General features: G+C 71.9%; 20 protein-coding genes. 8 read left to right on the top strand and 12 right to left on the bottom strand.

Annotation, left to right across the window (positions count from 1 at the left end; genetic code table 11):
- Positions 1–124 precede the first annotated feature (124 nt).
- Together rfbB and rfbD are read left to right on the top strand one after the other, a co-directional pair.
- Positions 125–1,117, top strand: a complete 993-nt coding sequence (gene rfbB, locus AB0H62_RS01050; protein WP_360583377.1) for a dTDP-glucose 4,6-dehydratase — start codon at positions 125–127, stop codon at positions 1,115–1,117.
- A 44-nt stretch (positions 1,118–1,161) separates the two neighbouring features.
- The gene (gene rfbD, locus AB0H62_RS01045) at positions 1,162–2,046 is read left to right on the top strand and encodes a dTDP-4-dehydrorhamnose reductase (protein WP_360583375.1); all 885 of its coding nucleotides are present in this window, start codon (positions 1,162–1,164) and stop codon (positions 2,044–2,046) included.
- Positions 2,047–2,097: 51 nt separating this feature from the next.
- Here the strand turns inward: rfbD and AB0H62_RS01040 are convergent, their stop codons facing one another.
- Genes AB0H62_RS01040 through AB0H62_RS01030 form a run of 3 tightly spaced genes read right to left on the bottom strand, consistent with a single transcriptional unit; the run spans position 2,098 to position 6,656 of the window.
- Positions 2,098–3,183 carry a glycosyltransferase family 1 protein gene (locus AB0H62_RS01040; RefSeq protein ID WP_360583373.1) on the bottom strand — a complete coding sequence of 362 codons (1,086 nt, stop codon included), beginning with the start codon at positions 3,181–3,183 and terminating at the stop codon, positions 2,098–2,100.
- Entirely contained in the window at positions 3,176–5,689 is a 2,514-nt protein-coding gene (locus tag AB0H62_RS01035; protein WP_360583371.1) for a glycosyltransferase, read from the bottom strand. Before AB0H62_RS01035 ends, AB0H62_RS01040 begins: the two co-directional genes overlap by 8 nt.
- 37 nt (positions 5,690–5,726) lie before the next feature.
- Positions 5,727–6,656: a glycosyltransferase family 2 protein gene (locus tag AB0H62_RS01030; protein ID WP_360583369.1), complete on the bottom strand. Its 930-nt coding sequence runs from the start codon at positions 6,654–6,656 to the stop codon at positions 5,727–5,729.
- An 18-nt stretch (positions 6,657–6,674) separates the two neighbouring features.
- Between AB0H62_RS01030 and AB0H62_RS01025 the strand changes: the two genes are divergently transcribed.
- The 3 genes from AB0H62_RS01025 (at position 6,675) to AB0H62_RS01015 (ending at position 9,985) form a co-directional block, all read left to right on the top strand.
- The gene (locus AB0H62_RS01025) at positions 6,675–7,742 is read left to right on the top strand and encodes a glycosyltransferase family 1 protein (protein ID WP_360583367.1); all 1,068 of its coding nucleotides are present in this window, start codon (positions 6,675–6,677) and stop codon (positions 7,740–7,742) included.
- A gap of 99 nt (positions 7,743–7,841) precedes the next feature.
- Complete coding sequence (locus AB0H62_RS01020; protein WP_220247369.1) at positions 7,842–8,972, top strand: glycosyltransferase family 1 protein; 1,131 nt, start codon at positions 7,842–7,844, stop codon at positions 8,970–8,972.
- A 155-nt stretch (positions 8,973–9,127) separates the two neighbouring features.
- Entirely contained in the window at positions 9,128–9,985 is an 858-nt protein-coding gene (locus AB0H62_RS01015) for a glycosyltransferase family 2 protein (RefSeq protein WP_360583365.1), read from the top strand.
- Here the strand turns inward: AB0H62_RS01015 and AB0H62_RS01010 are convergent, their stop codons facing one another.
- A complete protein-coding gene (locus tag AB0H62_RS01010) occupies positions 9,986–10,393 on the bottom strand; it encodes a hypothetical protein (protein ID WP_354871199.1) in 408 nt (135 codons plus the stop codon).
- Between the two features lie 140 nt (positions 10,394–10,533).
- Here AB0H62_RS01010 and AB0H62_RS01005 point away from each other — a divergent pair, with 140 nt between their 5' ends.
- Both AB0H62_RS01005 and AB0H62_RS01000 read left to right on the top strand, forming a co-directional pair.
- Positions 10,534–11,613 carry an NDP-sugar synthase gene (locus AB0H62_RS01005; RefSeq protein WP_220246374.1) on the top strand — a complete coding sequence of 360 codons (1,080 nt, stop codon included), beginning with the start codon at positions 10,534–10,536 and terminating at the stop codon, positions 11,611–11,613.
- Complete coding sequence (locus AB0H62_RS01000; protein WP_360584626.1) at positions 11,613–12,506, top strand: DNA-3-methyladenine glycosylase 2 family protein; 894 nt, start codon at positions 11,613–11,615, stop codon at positions 12,504–12,506. The genes AB0H62_RS01005 and AB0H62_RS01000 overlap by 1 nt, the downstream gene beginning before the upstream one ends.
- 1 nt (position 12,507) lies before the next feature.
- On the opposite strand, the gene AB0H62_RS00995 is transcribed toward AB0H62_RS01000, so the two are convergent.
- The 8 genes from AB0H62_RS00995 to AB0H62_RS00960 form a co-directional block, all read right to left on the bottom strand.
- Positions 12,508–12,891, bottom strand: coding sequence for a hypothetical protein (locus AB0H62_RS00995; protein ID WP_360583362.1), 384 nt, complete (start codon positions 12,889–12,891; stop codon positions 12,508–12,510).
- Between the two features lie 18 nt (positions 12,892–12,909).
- Positions 12,910–13,218, bottom strand: coding sequence for a hypothetical protein (locus AB0H62_RS00990; RefSeq protein ID WP_360583360.1), 309 nt, complete (start codon positions 13,216–13,218; stop codon positions 12,910–12,912).
- An 81-nt stretch (positions 13,219–13,299) separates the two neighbouring features.
- Positions 13,300–13,653 (bottom strand): GntR family transcriptional regulator, encoded by a 354-nt coding sequence (locus tag AB0H62_RS00985; RefSeq protein WP_220246377.1) that lies wholly within the window; start codon positions 13,651–13,653, stop codon positions 13,300–13,302.
- Between the two features lie 12 nt (positions 13,654–13,665).
- On the bottom strand, positions 13,666–13,812 hold the full coding sequence (locus AB0H62_RS00980; protein WP_220246378.1) for a hypothetical protein: 147 nt from the start codon (positions 13,810–13,812) through the stop codon (positions 13,666–13,668).
- Between the two features lie 10 nt (positions 13,813–13,822).
- Positions 13,823–14,359 (bottom strand): NUDIX hydrolase, encoded by a 537-nt coding sequence (locus AB0H62_RS00975; protein WP_220246379.1) that lies wholly within the window; start codon positions 14,357–14,359, stop codon positions 13,823–13,825.
- Entirely contained in the window at positions 14,356–15,774 is a 1,419-nt protein-coding gene (locus AB0H62_RS00970; RefSeq protein WP_220246380.1) for a coenzyme F420-0:L-glutamate ligase, read from the bottom strand. Before AB0H62_RS00970 ends, AB0H62_RS00975 begins: the two co-directional genes overlap by 4 nt.
- A complete protein-coding gene (cofD, locus tag AB0H62_RS00965; protein WP_360583356.1) occupies positions 15,710–16,708 on the bottom strand; it encodes a 2-phospho-L-lactate transferase in 999 nt (332 codons plus the stop codon). The genes AB0H62_RS00970 and cofD overlap by 65 nt, the downstream gene beginning before the upstream one ends.
- Positions 16,705–17,454: a GNAT family N-acetyltransferase gene (locus tag AB0H62_RS00960; protein ID WP_360583354.1), complete on the bottom strand. Its 750-nt coding sequence runs from the start codon at positions 17,452–17,454 to the stop codon at positions 16,705–16,707. Before AB0H62_RS00960 ends, cofD begins: the two co-directional genes overlap by 4 nt.
- A gap of 47 nt (positions 17,455–17,501) precedes the next feature.
- Here AB0H62_RS00960 and AB0H62_RS00955 point away from each other — a divergent pair, with 47 nt between their 5' ends.
- Positions 17,502–17,678, top strand: a complete 177-nt coding sequence (locus tag AB0H62_RS00955; RefSeq protein WP_220246383.1) for a hypothetical protein — start codon at positions 17,502–17,504, stop codon at positions 17,676–17,678.
- Positions 17,679–17,702 lie beyond the last annotated feature (24 nt).

Below are 17,702 nucleotides of genomic sequence, written 5' to 3'. Positions count from 1 at the left end.
CCCATGCCCGATGGGCACCAGAGTGCCTCCAGGAGACTCTACCGAGTCTCGTGTGAGTCATCCGTAGTCTGGTGGTCGGATTGCCCGGTCGGGCACGAGAAGCGGGCACGAAGGGTGGAGAAGGATGCGAGTCCTGGTCACGGGCGGTGCAGGGTTCATCGGATCGCACTACGTCCGGCAGGTGGTTTCGGGTGCCTACCCGACGCTGCGTGACGCCGAGGTCGTGGTGCTGGACAAGCTCACCTACGCCGGCAACGAGGCGAACCTCGACCCGGTCGCCGGCAGCCCCCGCCTGCGGTTCGTCCGCGGCGACGTCTGCGACGCCCCCCTGGTCTCGGACCTGATGCGCGGCGTCGACCTGGTGGTGCACTTCGCGGCGGAGTCGCATGTGGACCGTTCGATCCTGGGCTCGGCCGACTTCGTGCTCACCAACGTGCTGGGCACCCAGACGCTGCTGCAGGCCGCGCTGGAGGCGGGCGTCGGCAAGTTCGTGCACGTGTCCACCGACGAGGTCTACGGGTCCATCGCGGACGGTTCGTGGTCGGAAGACCACGTGCTGGAGCCGAATTCGCCGTACTCGGCCTCGAAGGCGTCGTCGGATCTGATCGCGCGCTCGTTCTTCCGCACCCACGGGCTGCCCGTGTGCGTCACGCGGTGCTCGAACAACTACGGCCCGTACCAGTTCCCTGAAAAGGTCATCCCGCTCTTCACCACCAACCTCCTCGACGGGCTGAAAGTGCCCCTCTACGGCGACGGTCTCAACGTGCGCGACTGGCTCCACGTCGACGACCACTGCCACGGCATCCAGCTCGTCGCCGACGGCGGGCGCGCCGGCGAGATCTACAACATCGGCGGTGGCACGGAGCTCACCAACCGCGAGCTCACCGGCCGGCTGCTCGACGCGGTGGGCGTCGGCTGGGAGCGGGTGGAGCCCGTGGAGGACCGCAAGGGCCACGACCGGCGCTACAGCGTCGACATCACCAAGATCAGCTCCGAGCTCGGTTACGCTCCGCGGGTGTCCTTCGAGGACGGTCTGGCGGGTACGGTGCGCTGGTACACCGACAACCGCGCGTGGTGGGAGCCGCTGAAGGGCCGCGCCGCGCTCGGCACATCCTGAACTTTTTTCGTGCTCGGCGAAGCTTTTCGTGTGGAGGTAAGACGGTGCGGCTCGCTCTGCTCGTCCCCGGCGGTTCCGGCCAGCTCGGCCGCGACCTGGCAGCGCTCGCGGGTCCCGAGGTGGAGGTGGTCGCGCCGTCTTCGGCGGAGCTGGATCTCCGCTCGGCGGGCGAGGTCGTGAGGGCACTCGACGCCCTGGTTTCCCGCGCCGCCGCCTCGGGTGCGGCCCCGGTGGTCGTGAACGCGGCGGCCTACACGGCGGTCGACGCGGCCGAGCAGGATGAGGTTCGCGCGTTCGGCGTGAACGCCGACGGGCCGCGGGTGCTCGCCGCGGTGTGCTCGTCGCGGCGGGTGCCGCTGGTGCACGTGTCCACGGACTACGTGTTCCCGGGCGACGCTTCGCGGCCGTACGAGGTCACGGACGAGTTGGGCCCTAAGAGCGCGTACGGGCGGACCAAGGCGGCCGGCGAGGACGCGGTGCTCGGATCCGGCGCGTCGGCCTGGGTCGTGCGGACGAGCTGGGTCTACGGCAAGAGCGGGGCCAACTTCGTCAAGACCATCCAGCGGCTGGAGGGCGAGAAGGACCAGCTGACCGTGGTGGACGACCAGGTCGGATCGCCGACGTGGTCCGCGGACCTGGCCGGTGGGCTGGTGGAGCTGGCAGGGCGGATCGCGGCCGGCGAGGGTCCGTCGTCGCGGGTGCTGCACTGCACCGGCGAGGGCGAGGTGACGTGGTGCGGGTTCGCGAAGGCGATCTTCGAGGAGATCGGCGCGGATCCCGAGCGGGTGCGGCCGTGCACGACCGAAGAGTTCCCGCGCCCGGCGCCGCGGCCCGCGTATTCGGTGCTGTCCAACGCATCCTGGCGCGAGGCGGGGCTGACGCCGTTGCGGCCGTGGCGCGAGGCGCTGGCGGAGTACTTCCGGAGCTGACTCGTGAGTGGCGCGCGCCGGTTCCGTCGGCGGGCGCCACTCACGAGCGGATCAGCGGCCGGCGGCCCGGCGGTAGGCCTCGACGGTCAGCGTCGCGCAGTTGCGCCAGGTGAAGCCGGCGGCGTGCGTGCGGCGGGCTGTGGACGTGGCCGTCGCGTGCGGATCGAGCACGGCTTGCCGCAACGCCGTCGCCAACCCGTCGACGTCGTCGTAGGGCACGAGCGTCGCACACGGACCGGCTACTTCCCGCAGCGCCGGAATGTCCGTGCAGACCACGGGAATGTCGGACGCCATGGCCTCCAGCACCGGCAGTCCGAAGCCCTCGTCGCGTGACGGCAGCACCAGCGCGGCCGCCCCGGCGACGACGGTCCTGAGGTCCACATCGGACAGATAGCCCGTCTGCCCGGAGCGCGGCAGCCGCGGGAACGGGCCCGGCCCGGCGAATACGAGCGGCGGCAGATCGGGCGCCGACGCGTGCGTGCGGGCCAGCCAGTCGAGGCCCTTGCGCGGCCCGGCGGCGCCGGCGAACAGCAGGTACTTCTCGGGCAGGCGAAGCTTCGCCCGCTGACCGTCGTCCGGCGGGCGCGCGGTGAACCACGCCGGGTTCACGCCGAGCGGGGTGACGACGATCTTGTCGCGCGAGACGTCCAGGCGCTCGGCCACCGAGTCGGCGACGGCCGAGGTGGGTGTGCAGATCACGTCGGCGCGGCGGGCGCCGCGGCGCACCAGCTCCGGCAACGCCCGGTCGGACGGCGCGAGCTCACCGGGTTCGTCGAGGAACGCCAGGTCGTGGATGGTCAGCACGCCGGCGGCGCGCAGGCGGCCGGGGAGGACGAAGTTGGTGCCGTGGACGACGTCGGTGGGGCCGGCGAACAGCTCGACCGGCGGGAGCTCGGAACGCAGCCACGCGCGGCGCAACAGCCGCGCGGGCACCGGCATGCCGCGCGCCCGCGCGCCGTGGGGCAGGACGCCGCGCAGCTTTCGCCAGCCGCGCAACGTGAACGCCACCGCGCGAGGGTCCACTTCGGACATCGACGCCAGTTCCTCGCTCAACGCCGCCGTGTAGCGGCCGATGCCCGTGCGGGAGCCGAGTAGCGGAGTGCCGTCGAGCAGCACGCGCAGCGGTCGGTCAGCCACGGCGCAACCGTTGCCGGGCGACCTTCACGACGCGGCCGCCGACGCGGCGGGCCAGCTCGCTCGCGCCGCCCTGCGCGAGGTACTCGCGGACGAGGTCGACGTCGCGGCGGACCAGGGCCGTGCCGCGAACCGGGGCGGTGGTCGTGAGGTCCGCGGTGCCCGGCAGCCGGTCGGCGGCGGGCCGCGGGTTGCGGCAGAACTCCACCAGGGGCTTCAGCGCCTCCGGCCACGCGTAGCGGCGCGCGACCTCGGCGATCCGCTCGGCGCAGCCGGCCGCGAACTCCTTGTCGTACAGCGACTTCTCCAGCGCGGCCGCCAGCGCCTCCGCGTCCTCGGCCGGCACGACGACTCCGAGCCGCTCGGTGCGGACGAGGTCGGCGAACGCGTCGCCGTCGGTGGTGACGATCGGCAGGCCCGCCCACAGGTAGTCGAGCACGCGCGTGCGGAAGGCGAACGTGGTCTCGACGTGCTCGTAGTGCGTGGTCACGCCGCAGTTGGCGTCGAGCAGCCAGTTCTGGCGCTCGCCGTACGGGACCCACTGCTCGTTGAAGAACACGTGCTTGTCGGTGAGGCCCAGCGAGTCGGCCAGGCGGATCGTGCGCGCGCCGATGTCCATCTCGGCGACCTCGGGGTTCGGGTGCTTCATACCCAGGAACACGAGCCGCGCGTCGTCCCGGTTCTGGCAGAGCAGATCCATCGCGCGGATGAGCGTGAGCGGATCGAACCAGCTGTACACGCCGCCGGCCCACAGCACCACGCGGTCGGACTCGCCGAGACCGAGCGACGCGCGCAGGCCGGGGCCGGTGCGCACGGGTTCCTGCGGCGAAAGGCCGAACGGCACCACGGCCAGCAGTGACTGCGTGGTCGGGTCGGCGTCGTAGAGCCGCGGCGACAGTCGGCCCAGCGCGGCGAGGTGGCCCAGCCAGAAGTGGCGCTGCCGCTCCGACGCGCAGAGGAAGAAGTCGGCGCGCTCCAGCTGTGCGTCGAGGACCTTCGTGACGCCCGCGAGGTCGAGGGCGCGCTGGTCGTCGGCCACGCCCTTGCCCTGCTCCAGAAGCTCGAGGTGCATGGGGTCGTAGACGTCGGCGACCACGATCTTGTTCGCGTGCTGCTTCTTCAGCGTCGGCGCGAGTTCCAGGACGTGGCCTTGCAGGATGATCACGTCGGCCCACTCGACGGGCGCGTCGAGGTCGCGGAACTTGCCCGAGCTGATCTTGAACGCGGCGGGTGGTGGCGAGAGCAGCGGGTTGGTGGTCATCAGGTGCACTTCGTGCTCGGCCGCGAGCGTCGAGGCGATGTTCCACGCGCGGATCGCCGGGCCGGCCATGCGCTCGGTGATCGAGTCGCCCGTGAGCACGAGGATCTTGCGGCGCTGGCCGAACACGGCCTCGATGCCGAAGGCTTCCACGAGGATGTCGTGGGCGCGCAGGTAGTCCGGCAGGGGATACGCGGGCTCCAAAGCCTTGCGCAGCAAGGGAAGCAGGTCGGCGTCGGTGCGGACGCGGGCGGCCTGCTCCTCGGCGCGCGACTCGGCGAGCGACGGCATCATCTCCACGAACCGGTCGATGGCCAGCACGCCCGCGACCGTCGTCCGGGGCACCGCGAGGTCGCCCGTCTCGACCGGGCCGACACCCTTTTCGAGGTTGAGCTGCTCGGGGTCCAGCCCGCCGCGGGCGGTGGCGCGGCGCACGGCCAGCGCGAGCGCCGCGGGCAGGGCCTTGGCCAGCGACTCGTCGGAGAGGTTCTTGTAGAGCGCGGCGAGCGCGTTGCGTTCCAGCAGGAAGGTCTCGCGGCCGGTCTCGGGTGCGTCGACGGCCGACATCGTGCCGTGGTGGCGGTGATACGCCAGCGATTCCGGCACGTAGCGCACGCGCCAGCCGCGCAGGTTCAGCCGCCAGCCGAGGTCGACGTCCTCGTAGAACATGAAGAATCGTTCGTCGAAGCCGCCGAGCTCGGCGAACACCGAAGCGCGCACGAACATCGCCGAGCCGGTGCCGAAGAGGACGTCCTTGGCGACGTCGCGCTCCGCCTCGGGCACGTCGGCCAGCGGGCTGCCCGCGTGACGCTTGTAGCCCATGCCGAACCAGGTCAGGCCCGCGTCGACGAAGTCGGTGCCGGTGCCGTCCCAGTCGACGACCTTGCTGGCCACCGCCGCGACGGTCGGCTGCGCCCGCAGCTCCGCGACGGCCGCGGAGACCCACGCGGGCGCTGGGCGGGCGTCGTTGTTGAGGAAGGCGAGGACGGTGCCGCCCGCGTGCTTCGCGCCGAGGTTGCAGCCCCCGGCGAAGCCGCTGTTCACGGGCGACTCGATCAGCGTCACGTCCGGCACGGCGGCGCGGATGCGCTCGGCGTCGTCGCCCCCGGAGGCGTTCTCGACGCAGATCAGCTCGACGTGCTCGTAGTCCAGCTCGGCCGACAGCGCGCGAAGGCAGGTGATCGTGTCTTCGGCGCCGCGGTAGTTCACCACGATCACCGAGACGAGCGGTTGAGGTTCCCCCAGCGCCAAAACGAGCTCCTGTCCGTGGTGTCGGCCCTGACCCAGCTTAAGGGCCCGCCCAGGCGTCCCAGATCGCCCCTCGGCCGAGGGTGGTGATCGTGCCTGTGCGTCTGCGGGCGCGCAGGGTGGCGGGGAGTCGGATCGCGACTTCGGCCAGCACGCGAGCGCGAAGGCCAACGTGGAAGTTGGCGGCGTCGGGCTTGCTGCGGCGGAGGGGGAGCAGGGCGGTGATCAGGGCGAAGCGGACGATTTCGCGCACGGCGATCGCGGCCGGGGCGCAGCGCAGGAGCATGAGGAGACGGTTGCGTTCGTTCCAGCGGTGGAACAGGGGTGAGCCGGGTTTCGTGCTCGCGCCGTGGAGGTGGCGGACGCGGGCCTTCGGGGCCGAGACGACGTGCCACCCGGCCAGACGCAGGCGCCACGCGGTGTCGGTGTCTTCGTAGTAGCAGAAGAAGCTCGCGGGGACGCCGCCGACGGCGCGCACGGCGTCGGCCCGCAGGAGTGCGGCGCCGCCGCAGAAGCCGAAGACCTCGTCGACGGGTTCGGTGAGGTCGGCGCCGTGGCCGTCGGCGGTGAGGCGGACGCCGGTCGACTGCGTGGTGCCGTCGGCGAGCTCCAAGTGGCTCGTGACGGCGGCGGCGAGCGGCTGTTCGTCGAGGGTGTCTTCGAGCTCGGCGAGCCAGGTGGGTTCGGGGGCGGCGTCGTCGTTGAGCCAGGCGATGGCCGGGGTTGTCGTGCGGTCGAGGGCCACGGCCATCGCGCCCGCGTAGCCCGTGTTGCGCCTGAGGCGGATGACCTGCGGTCTCGACGGGTGGGCCGCCAGGAGGGCGGCCGTGCCGTCGTCGGAGGCGTTGTCGATCACGAGCGTCCGATGTGGACGCGTCTGGGCGGCGAGGGCGTCGAGGCAGGCCTCGACGTGAGCCGCGCCACGCCAGGTGACCACGACGACGGTGCTGCCGGTTTCCGCGCTGGTCACCTGGGTGAGAATAGCGGCGTGCCCGAACTGGTAGTGCTCGCCGAGCAGCTGCTCGCCCCCGTCCCGGGTGGTACGGGCCGGTACACCGCCGAACTGCTGCCCGCGCTGGCGCGCACCGCGCCGCCGGGTTGGACGGTGTCGAGCGTGGTCGCGCGCCACGCAGACGTATCGCCTGCCGTTGTCGAAGGCGTCGAGGGGCCGCGCGCGCTCCCGGTTCCGCCGCGTGCCCTCGTCGGCCTGTGGCAGCTCGGCGTGCCCTGGTGGCCGGGCGGCGACGCGGTCCACGCGCCGACGCCCTTCGCGCCCCCGCGCCCGCCCGCGGGCCGCACGCTCACCGTGACCGTCCACGACACCGTGCCGTGGACCCACCCCGAGACCCTCACCGCCCGCGGCGTGAGCTGGCACCGGTCGATGATCGCGCGAGCCGCGCGCCGGGCGTCGACCTTGATCGTGCCGACGCGAGCGGCGGCCGACGAGCTGGCCGTGCTGGTGGACGTGACCGTGCCGGTGCGCGTCGTGCCCCACGGCGTGACGGTGCCTCAGGGACAGGCGGCGCTGGACCTGCCGTCGAAGTACGTCCTGGCCGTCGGCACGATCGAGCCGCGCAAGGGCATCGACGTGCTGGTGGACGCCGTCGCCGCGGTGGGCGATGTCGCCTTGGTGCTCGCCGGGCAGCCCGGCTGGGGCGGCATCGATCCGGTGCACCTCGCGGCTTCGCGCGGCCTGACGGACGTGCACGTCCTGGGCAAGGTCACGGACGCGGAACTGGCTACGGCCCTGCGCGGCGCGAGCGTCCTGGCCGTGCCCAGTTTGGCGGAGGGCTTCGGGCTGCCGGTTTTGGAGGCCATGGCTTCCGGAGTGCCGGTGGTGCACACGGACGTGCCGGCGCTGGTGGAGGTCGCCGGTGGCGCGGGGGTGGTCGTGCCGCGGGGTGATGCGGTGGCGTTGGCGGCCGGGTTGCGTGAGGTGCTCGGGTCGCCTTCGCGGGCGGCGGAACTGGTGCGGCTCGGCCGCGACCGCGCGCGCGAGTTCACGTGGCGCGCCGCGGCGGAAGCGGTGTGGGCGGCGCATCGGAAGCGAACCTGAGTCACCTGCGAGATCGGGTCACGCACTGTCAGTTCGTCGGTTCCTTACTTGCTCGCTGGGTGATCGCCGTACTCTGCTCACGTGACCGGTGATCCCCGTGTGTTGATCGACGCGACCGCGGTGCCCGCGGATCGGGGTGGCGTCGGCCGGTACGTGGACTCGCTCGTCGCGGCGTTGGACCAGGACGGCGCGCGGCTGACGGTCGTGTGCCAGCCCCGTGACCTGTCGCTGTACGACCGGCTCGCCCCCGGCGCGCGCGTGGTGCCCGCGTCGCCCGCGACGTCCACCCGCACGGCCCGTCTGACCTGGGAACAGGCGACGTTGCCGCGGCTCGTGCGCCGGCTGGCGGCCGACGTCGTCCACTCGCCGCACTACACGATGCCCCTCGCGAGCGGCGCGGCTTCGGTCGTGACGCTGCACGACGCGACGTTCTTCACCGACCCCGTGCTGCACTCGTCGGTGAAGGCGCGGTTCTTCCGCGCGTGGACCGTGGCCGCGCTGCGCCGCGCGACGCTGTGCGTCGTTCCGAGCCAGGCGACGGCGCTGGAGCTGGGCCGCGTGACCCCCGTCCGGCACGCGGAACTGGAAATCATCCACCACGGCGTGGACACGGAACGCTTTCACCCGCCGTCCCCCGAGGAGATCGCCGCGGCTCGCGCGGCCGTCGGCATCGGGCGGACGCCGTACATCGCCTTCCTCGGGGCGCTCGAGCCGCGCAAGAACGTGCCGGCGCTGATCCGCGGCTACGCCCGGGCGATGTCGGGCGAGCGCGACGCCCCCGCACTGGTGCTCGCCGGCCAGCCGGGCTGGGACACACAGGTCGAACGCGCACTCGACGCCGTGCCCCACCGCCTGCGCGTGATCCGCGCCGGGTACCTGCCCTTCGGGACTCTCGCGGGCTTCCTGGGCGGCGCCGAACTGGTCGCCTACCCGTCCCTGGGCGAGGGCTTCGGCCTGCCCGTGCTCGAAGCCATGGCCTGCGGCGCCGCTGTCCTCACCACCCGCCGCTTGTCGCTACCGGAAGTCGGCGGCGACGCCGTGGCCTACTGCGGCGTCGGCGCGGGCGACGTGGCCGCCGCGATCACCGAACTCCTCGCCGACCCGTCCCACCGCGCCTTCCTCTCGGCGGCCGCCCAGCAGCGCGCCAAGGACTTCTCCTGGGCGACGACGGCGGAGCGTCATCGGGAGGCGTATGGGAAGGCTTGGGATCGGCACCGCCGAATGCACTGACCGGCGCGGTTGAACGCTGCGCGGGTGCTCGCCGAAACCGGCGGCAGGGCGAACGGCGTCGTGTCCCGAAGACCGCCCGGCCCGCCCGGCATCACCCTCGGTGACGGGGTCGATGCATGCCCGTAGCCGTGTGTGAGCAGGGGACAATGGGTGCCGTGACTGAGCAGCGCAGCTACGGCGACAATCTGGCCGTCGTGACCGTGACCTACTTTCCCGGCGACATGCTCGAGAAGTTCCTCGACACGCTGGAAAAGGCGACCGACCGTGAGGTCCGTGTGGTGGTCGCGGACAACGCGTCCACGGATGGCGGGCCCGAGAAGGCGGCGGAGCGCGAGAACGTCCGGCTGGTCAGCATCGGCGAGAACGTCGGGTACGGCACGGCCGCCAACCGCGGCGTGGCGGCGCTCGACGACAGCTATGGGTGGGTCGTCGTGGTCAACCCGGACCTGGAGTGGGAGCGGGGGTCGCTGGACGCGCTCCTCGAGGTCGCGAAGCGGTGGCCGCGTGGGGGTGCGTTCGGGCCGTTGATCCATGACCTCGACGGGACCGTCTACCCGTCCGCTCGTCTTCTGCCGTCGTTCGGGCGGGGGATCGGGCACGCCGTCTTCGCGACGGTCTGGCCGGGCAACCCGTGGACGCGCCAGTACCGCCAGGAGAACGCCACGCCGCAGGAGCGCACGTCCGAGTGGCTGAGCGGTTCGTGCCAGCTGTTCCGGCGCGAGGCGTTCGACTCGGTCGGCGGCTTCGACACGCGCTACTTCATGTACTTCGAAGACGTCGACCTCGGCGACCGCCTGGCGAAGGCCGGCTGGCTGAACGTCTACGCGCCCTCGTCGAGCGTGATGCACATCGGTGGCGTGTCCACGGCGCGCGTGTCGAAGAAGATGCTGCGCGCGCACCACGCCAGCGCCTACCGCTACCTCGCCGACCGGCACCAGGGCGTGCTGTGGAAGCCCGTGCTGGCGGCGGTGAAGCTCGGGCTGGCCGTTCGCGTCAAGCTCGAGGGCGCGTGATCACAGCCCGTCGAGACGCCGCGAGAGGTTCGACCGGCCGCTGCTCTGCTTGATCGTCGGCACCAGCCCGGTCAGCTCTTCCTCGGCAGGCTCCCGCAGGGGACTCGGCACGGGCGCGGCCTGCGGGCGCGCCACCAGCGGCGTGGTCACCTGCGCGGCCGGCACCTCCAGCGGCGTGGTCGTGCTCGGCTTCGCCAGCGGATGCTCGTCGTTCTCCTCGATCAACGACGCCGGCAGTTGCGTCGTCGTGTCGGGATCCTGCTGGTCGAGCTCCGAGACCACGGATCTCGGGATCTGCTGCGTGTTGGAGGCGTCCATCGGCGATGTCATGTTGTCCGGCGTCACCACAAAGGCGCCGCGGGAACGTGCGCGTGCGAGCAAAGCGTCCGCGCGATCGCGGGGGTCCATCCCCTCGGCCTCCCGACTGACCCGGGGCCTCTGGGGAAAGGCCCACCTGTTTCCTGTCTAGGGTAGGCCCTCGGGGGCGCAGCCGTCAGCGTTTCCCGCGGCTTGTCGCTCAGCGGTGCGTGATACAAGAGGAGTTTTCTGTGACGTCCGAGCTCGAGGTCGACGCCGTCGTGCTGGTCGGGGGCAAGGGCACCCGCCTGCGGCCGCTCACCCTGTCCGCGCCGAAGCCGATGTTGCCGACGGCAGGCACCCCCTACTTGAGTCACCTGTTCTCGCGAATTCGCGCGGCCGGGATCCGCCACGTCGTGCTCGGCACGTCCTACCGTGCCGAGGTCTTCGAGGAGTACTTCGGCGACGGGGCGGCCCTCGGCCTCGAGCTCGAGTATGTGGTCGAGGACGAGCCGCTCGACACCGGCGGCGCGATCCGCAACGTGTACGACAGGTTGCGCGCGGACCACGCGATCATTTTCAACGGCGACATCCTCTCCGGCGCCGACCTGCGCCACCAGCTCCAGACCCATGTGGACACCGGCGCCGACGTCACCCTCCACCTCCAGCGCGTGCCCGACCCGAGCCGCTTCGGCTCCGTCCCCACGGACGAGCACGGCCGCGTGCAGGCGTTCCTCGAGAAGACGCCCAACCCGCCGACGGACCAGATCAACGCCGGCTGCTACGTCTTCCGCCGCTCGGTGGTCGAGACCATCCCGGCGGGCCGGCGCGTGTCGGTGGAGCGCGAGACGTTCCCCGGACTCCTCGAAGCCGGCGCGCACCTGCACGGCTTTGTGGACTCCTCGTACTGGCTCGACGTCGGCACGCCCGAGGCGTTCGTCCGCGGCAGTGCGGACCTCGTGCGCGGCATCGCGCCGACGTCCGCGTTGGCGGGCCCGACCGGCGAGTCGCTGGTGCTCGACGGTGCTTCCGTGGCTTCGTCGGCTCAGCTGACGGGCGGGACGACGGTCGGCGAGAAGGCCGTGATCGGCGACGGTGCGACCGTCGACGGTTCGGTCGTGTTCGACGAAGCCGTGGTCGAGGCCGGGGCCACTGTGGAGCGTTCGGTGCTGGGCCGCGGCGCGTTCGTCGGGGCGGGTGCCGTGCTGCGTGGCGTGGTCCTGGGCGACGGCGCGTCCGTAGGCGCGGGCTGCGAGCTCCTCGACGGCGCCCGCGTCTGGCCCGGCGTCACCCTGCCCGACGGCGGCATCCGGTTCTCGAGCGACGCATGATCGAGTGGCGACCGCCCTTCCCGCTGGACCTGGCCGCGGTGCTGGGCCCGCTCAGCCGTGGGCGCGGTTCGCTGAACTTCCGCGGTGACCGCGGCGTCTGGTGGCTGGCCGCCAACACGCCGTCCGGCAAGGGCACGCTGGCTCTGCTGCGCCGGCCCGACGGCGTCGTCGAGGCCGACGCGTGGGGCCCGGGCGCGGAGTTCCTGCTCGACGGCGTGCCGGCGTTGCTGGGCGCCGAGGACGACGACACCGGCTTCGTCGCGCACCACCCCGTGGTCGCCCGCGCGCGCCACGACGCCCCCGGCCTGCGCCTCGGCTCGACGCGGCGCGTGTGGGACTCGCTCGTGCTGGCGGTGCTGGAGCAGAAGGTGTCGGGCAAGGAGGCGATCCGGTCGTGGGCCGAGATGTGCCGCTGGTTCGGCACGCCCGCGCCCGGCCCGGGGCCTGCTTCGCTGCGCGTACCGCCGTCGCCGGTCGCAATCCGGTCCATTGTGGACTGGAACTGGCACCGCATCGGCGTGGACCTCAAACGCCGGACGGCGCTGATCAACGCCGCGCGCGTGGCTCCACGGCTGGAGGAAGCCGTGGCGCTAAGGGGTTCCGAGGGCCGGGCCCTGCTGCGCAAGGTCTCGGGCATCGGCGTGTGGACCGCCGCCGAAATCGCCCAACGCGCCTGGGGCGACCCGGACGCCGTCAGCTTCGGCGACTACAACATCCCGTCGATGGTCGGTCACACGCTCCTCGGCCACCGCATCGACGACGAGGCCATGGCCGAACTCCTCGCGCCCTACGCCCCGCAACGTCAGCGCGCGATCCGGTACCTGGAGGTCGGCGGGGCCCGTGCGCCACGCTTCGGGCCCCGCATCGAACTCCGCGACTACCGCGCGATGTGACCTACTGCGGCGGCTGCTGACCCTGGCCCGGCTGTTGGTTCGGCTGTTGCTGACCCGGCTGACCAGGCTGACCCGGCTGGCCTGGCTGCTGCGGTGAGGGGTAGGGCTGCCAGTTCTGCACGGCCTGCTGGTTCGGCTGACCTTGCTGCTGCGCGGGATATCCCTGCTGCGGATACGGTCCTGGCTGTTGCCCGGGGTATCCCGGCTGCGGGTACTGCCCCGGCTGCATCGGCTGCTGCTGCGCGAACTGCTGCGGCGGATACTGCTGCTGCGGCGGGTACTGCGGACCAGGCTGCTGCTTCGGCTTCCGCCCGACGGTGAACTTCAGCACGAGGATGATCACCAGCACGATGATCAGCAGCGCTGGGAGTGCGAAACGCAACACGGCGGCTGAATCTCCTTTTCAGTTCCCGAATCCGGACGGCGGTTGTTGACCTGGCGGGTACGGCTGCGGCGGCGGGTATCGGCCGGGCGGCGCCGGAGGCTGCTGTCCCGGATAGCCCCCGTACGGCTGGCCCGGCGGATACCCCGGCTGCTGCGGATATCCAGATTGCTGCCCCGGCGGATATCCCGGAGACTGCATTCCTTGCCACGGCCGGGGAATCGGCGGCTGCCGCCGCTTCTTCGAAGCCTGCACACCCACCACGATCGCCACGACGATGCCCGCCAGCAGCAACAAGATGATGAGATGCCAAGGCTGAATGGCGTTCACGACACAATCCCCTCTCCCCGGCCACAGGCCATCGCCATCGTAGGGGGACCGGCCGTCAGGGGCCGGGCGAAACCGAAACGGTCAGCGCAGCGCGGCCGTCACGATGGCCAGCGCCTCGTCCGTCGACAGCCCCAGCTGCCGCGTCACCGCTGCGTAATCCGCGGCCGCCGCCAGAGCCCGCGAACGCGACTCATCCCCCGAAGCACCCACGAAACTCCCTGCCCGGCCGCGCGTTTCGATGAGGCCGGCTTCCTCGAGTTCCCGGTAGGCGCGCGCCACCGTGTTCGGGGCGACGCCCAGGTCCGAGGCCAGTGCGCGCACGGTGGGGAGCTTGGCGCCGACGGCGAGGGTGCCGTCGTTGATCTGCGCGGCGATCGACGAGCGCACCTGCTCGAACGGCGGCACCGAAGAGGCGCTGTCGTAGCTCACGGTCACCGCGGAACCTCCCTAACGCCGGCGCTTCCTGCGCAGGCTGACGATCACACCCACCACGACCAGCACGATCGCCACCCCGAACCCCACGGCCACGACCCAGCCGCTCACGAAACCACCGTCGCCGGTGTGGATGTGCGGGTTGGCGGGCACCAGGGGCATGCCCGCCATGCTAACGGGACGAAACGGCCGCGTTCACGAGTTCGGCCAAGTCCTCCGACCCCGCGGGCAGGGCGCCGACCGGCCACCAGCGCAGGTCGTCGGACTCGTCGCTGCGGACGGGCAAGGCCCCCGCCGGCGCGCGGACCGCGTAGCGCACGTCGAAGTGCCGCGTCGGCACGCCGAGGGAGCACGTGATCGGGTGCACGTCGAGGTGCACCGGCTCGGCGCCGATCGTCAGGCCGGCCATGCCCGACTCCTCCGTCGCCTCGCGCAGAGCGGCCTCGGCGACCGACGCGTCAGAAGGCTCGCAATGCCCGCCCAGCTGCAGCCAGCGGCCCACGCGCGGGTGCAGCGTCAGCAGCACCTGCGTACCCGTCGAGTCCAGGACCACGGCCGACGCCGTGAGGTGCCCTGCCTCGCACGAGCGCTGCACGGTGTCGTCCCGCGTCGCCAGGAAACCCAGAAACGCCTGGCGCAAAGATTCCTGCGAGCCCAGAGAAGGGGTCCACGTCGAAAGGACCGTCACGGCGTCCGAATGCAAGTTCACAGCTCCACCAGACCTTCGCCCGGCTCGCCCAGTGAACGCACGGGCGGCGTCTCCAGCGGATGCCCGATCGCGACGGCGCCCAGCGGCTCCCAGCGCGAATCCAGGCCCAGCGTCGACCGCACGAGGTCGGCCGCGAAGATCGTCGACCCGATCCAGCACGAGCCCAGGTCCTCCGCCGCCAACGCGACCAGCAGACCCTGTACCGCGGCGCCGGCGGCGACCGTGAACATCGTGTGTTCGCAGTCGTTGCGCCGCTGGTCGCGGTAGGTGTGTGCGCCCTCGGGCACGAGGAACGGGATCACGACCTCGGGCGCGCGATACAGAATGTCCCCGCGCGACAAGCGTTTCTCGACCTGCGACGGTGTGAAGTCGTCTTTCGAAAGGTCCGCGCGCCACGATTCGCGCATGGCGTCCAGCAGCTTCGCGCGCAACCCGGCGTCGCGCAGCCACACGAACCGCACGGGGTGCGTGTGGTGCGGCGCGGGCGCGGTCAACGCCGCCGCGACCGCCCGCCGAACCACCGATGGATCCACCGGCGCGTCGGAGAACGTGCGCACGGAACGCCGGTGCGGCACGGCTTCGCGCCGCCCCTGTGCCAGAGCTTCGTTGGTACCCAAGCGGAACAGGTCCTCGTCGACGGGCCGGATCAGGTTCCGCGCGGTGGAGCCGTCGTCGGTGAGCTGCAGGCCGCGCACGACCGCCACCGGCAGGCCGCCCAGCTTGCCCTTGACCAGGTCTGCGGCGGAGGCGAGCTCGTCGGCCACCGCGATCTCCGTGACGGCCAGCTCGTTGCCCTGCGAGTCGACCTGCCCTGCGTACGCGTGCAGCACGCGCAGGCCCGAAGCACCGATCGCGGCGTCGGTCTGCCCGACGCGCCACGCGCGGCCCATCGTGTCCGTGACGACCACGGCGACCTCGACACCCAGCCGTTCCCGCAGCCCGCCGCGCAGCGCGTGCGCCGATGCGTCCGGGTCCGCGGGCAGCAGTGCGACTTCGTCGCCCTGCACGTTCGACGCGTCGATCCCCGAAGCCGCCTGCACGATCCCCAGCGGGTTCTCCGTGATCACCGTGCGCGCGACGCGCGCGACGACCCGCACCGTCTCCTGGTCGATCAGCTCGCGCCGCGCCGCGTCGCGGGCCTCGGGGTCGCTCGGCACGCGCACGAGCCGGCCCTCGACCTTCGAGAACACCTTGCTCGTCACCACCACCACGTCGCCGGACCGCAGCCACGGCGCGGCCGCGACGAGGGCGCCGGTGAGGTCATCGCCCGGACGGAACTCGGGCAGCCCGGTCACGGGCAGGATCTCGACCTTGGCCGAGGCGTGATCGCTGAACTCAGGCTTGGCCGAATCAGACACCGGAAACTCCCGCAACGTCGAAGGCCGCCCGCACCATCGCGGCGGTCGCGTCCACATCGGACATCAGCAGCGGCACCGCGCGCACGGCCACGCCCGGCACCGTCACATCGTGGTCCTCCTCGGCGACGAGCCAGCCGTCCAGCACCCCGCCGTCGGAGCGAGCGCCGTAGTGCAGGCCGACGGCCTCGGCGGAGGTCTCCACGCCGATCGCCGTGAGGCACGCGTCGGCCATGCCGCGCAGCGCCTTGCCACCGATGATCGGCGAGATGCCCACGACCTTGGCCTTCGACTTGCGCAGCGCTTCGCGCACACCCGGCACCCCGAGCGTCGTGCCGACGCTCACCACCGGGTTCGACGGCGCGAACAGGATCAGGTCGGCCTCGCCCAGCGCCTCGAGCACCCCCGGCCCGGGCTTGGCCTCCTCGGCGCCGACCGAAACGATCGAGTGCGCCGGCCGGTCGGCCCGGTAGCGCACCCACCACTCCTGGAAGTGGATCGCCTTCTGCTGCTCCGGCTGGTCGGGGTCGTCGATCACGACGTGGGTCTCCACGCGGTCGTCCGACATCGGCAGCAGCCGCACGCCCGGGCGCCAGCGGTCGCACAGCGCGTCGGTGACGGCCGAGAGCGGGTAGCCCGCGCGCAGCATCCGCGAGCGGATCAAGTGCGTCGCGATGTCCTTGTCTCCCAGCCCGAACCACGTCGGCTCCGCGCCGTACGCGGCGAGTTCCTCCTTGACGACCCACGTCTCGCCCGCGTGGCCCCAGCCGCGTTCGGTGTCGATGCCACCGCCGAGGGTGTACATGCAGGTGTCGAGGTCGGGGCAGATGCGCAGGCCGTGCATCCACACGTCGTCGCCGGTGTTCACCAGCGCCGTGACCTCGTGCGGTGACGGGCTCTCCGGCTCGCCGATCGCGGGCGTCCCGAGTGCGGTCTTCACGCCGAGCAGGAAGCGCGCGCCACCGACTCCACCGACCAGTACGACGATCTTCACGACTGCGGATCCTCGCACGCGGAGGCACCGGGGCCCCAGTAGCGGTACCTGTGGTGCTCCGTACAGCCGAGCGCGGAATACAGCTTCAACGCGCCTTCGTTGGCCACGGCCACCTGCAACACCCACCTCTCCGCACCGTGCGCGCGGCCCCAGCCGGCCAGCGCGAACATGAGCGCCGACGCGAGCCCACGCCGGCGGAACTCCGGCCGCACGGCCAGCCGCGACACGTGCAGCCACCCGTCCACGATGGCACCGCGCACAGCTCCGGCGGTGACGCCGTCCACGTCAACCACGCCATAACCCACCTTGCCCGTGCTCAGCACGTGGCGTTCGGCCGTGCCCGGTGACGAGTTGTCCGCGGCCAGCTCCCACCACGCCGGCGTCGGCTCGTCGAGGACCTCGGCGTCCTGCGCGGGCCCGGCCGGCAGCGGCCCGACGAGCACCGACACCTGGTAGCCCGCGGCGTGCTTGGTCCACTCGCGCCAGCCGGCGGCCGCCACCTCACGCTCGGTGCCGCTGTCCTGGATCACCTGGACGACCGGTGGGATCCCCCGATCGTGGGCGAAGTCACAGACGGCCTTCAATGCGACGGCCACGCTCCGGCCGGGGTTGCCCACGGCGAGTGCGCTGTTGGCGCGCCCGGTGAAGCCGCCGGCCCAGCGCAGGCGCCAGTCGCCGAGGGGTTCGTCGACCACCGGCTGCCAGGCCTGCGCACACACGAGTTCGAGCTTTTCCGAGTCGTTCACGGTTAGATTGTCCTTGAGGCGGCACCCCATGTTCTCAGGGAGAACCGATGAGCTACGTGCGCAGGGACGACAAGCACAACGACGACCTGGTCGACGAGATCGCCGACGGTTTCGAACGCACCCTCAAAGAGAAGCGCGAGGGCGACACCAAGCCCGCCGGCCCGGGGTTCACCATCACCGGCGACGCGCGCAACGCCCCGAAGCCCCGCCGCCGGGACCGCTGAGCGGGACATTCGGCCCCATACCAG

It is taken from the genome of Amycolatopsis sp. NPDC050768 (assembly GCF_040654155.1).
Taxonomy (GTDB): Bacteria; Actinomycetota; Actinomycetes; order Mycobacteriales; family Pseudonocardiaceae; genus Amycolatopsis.
Note: the sequence above shows the minus strand (reverse complement) of the source record. Positions and strands in the feature narration are given on the sequence as shown.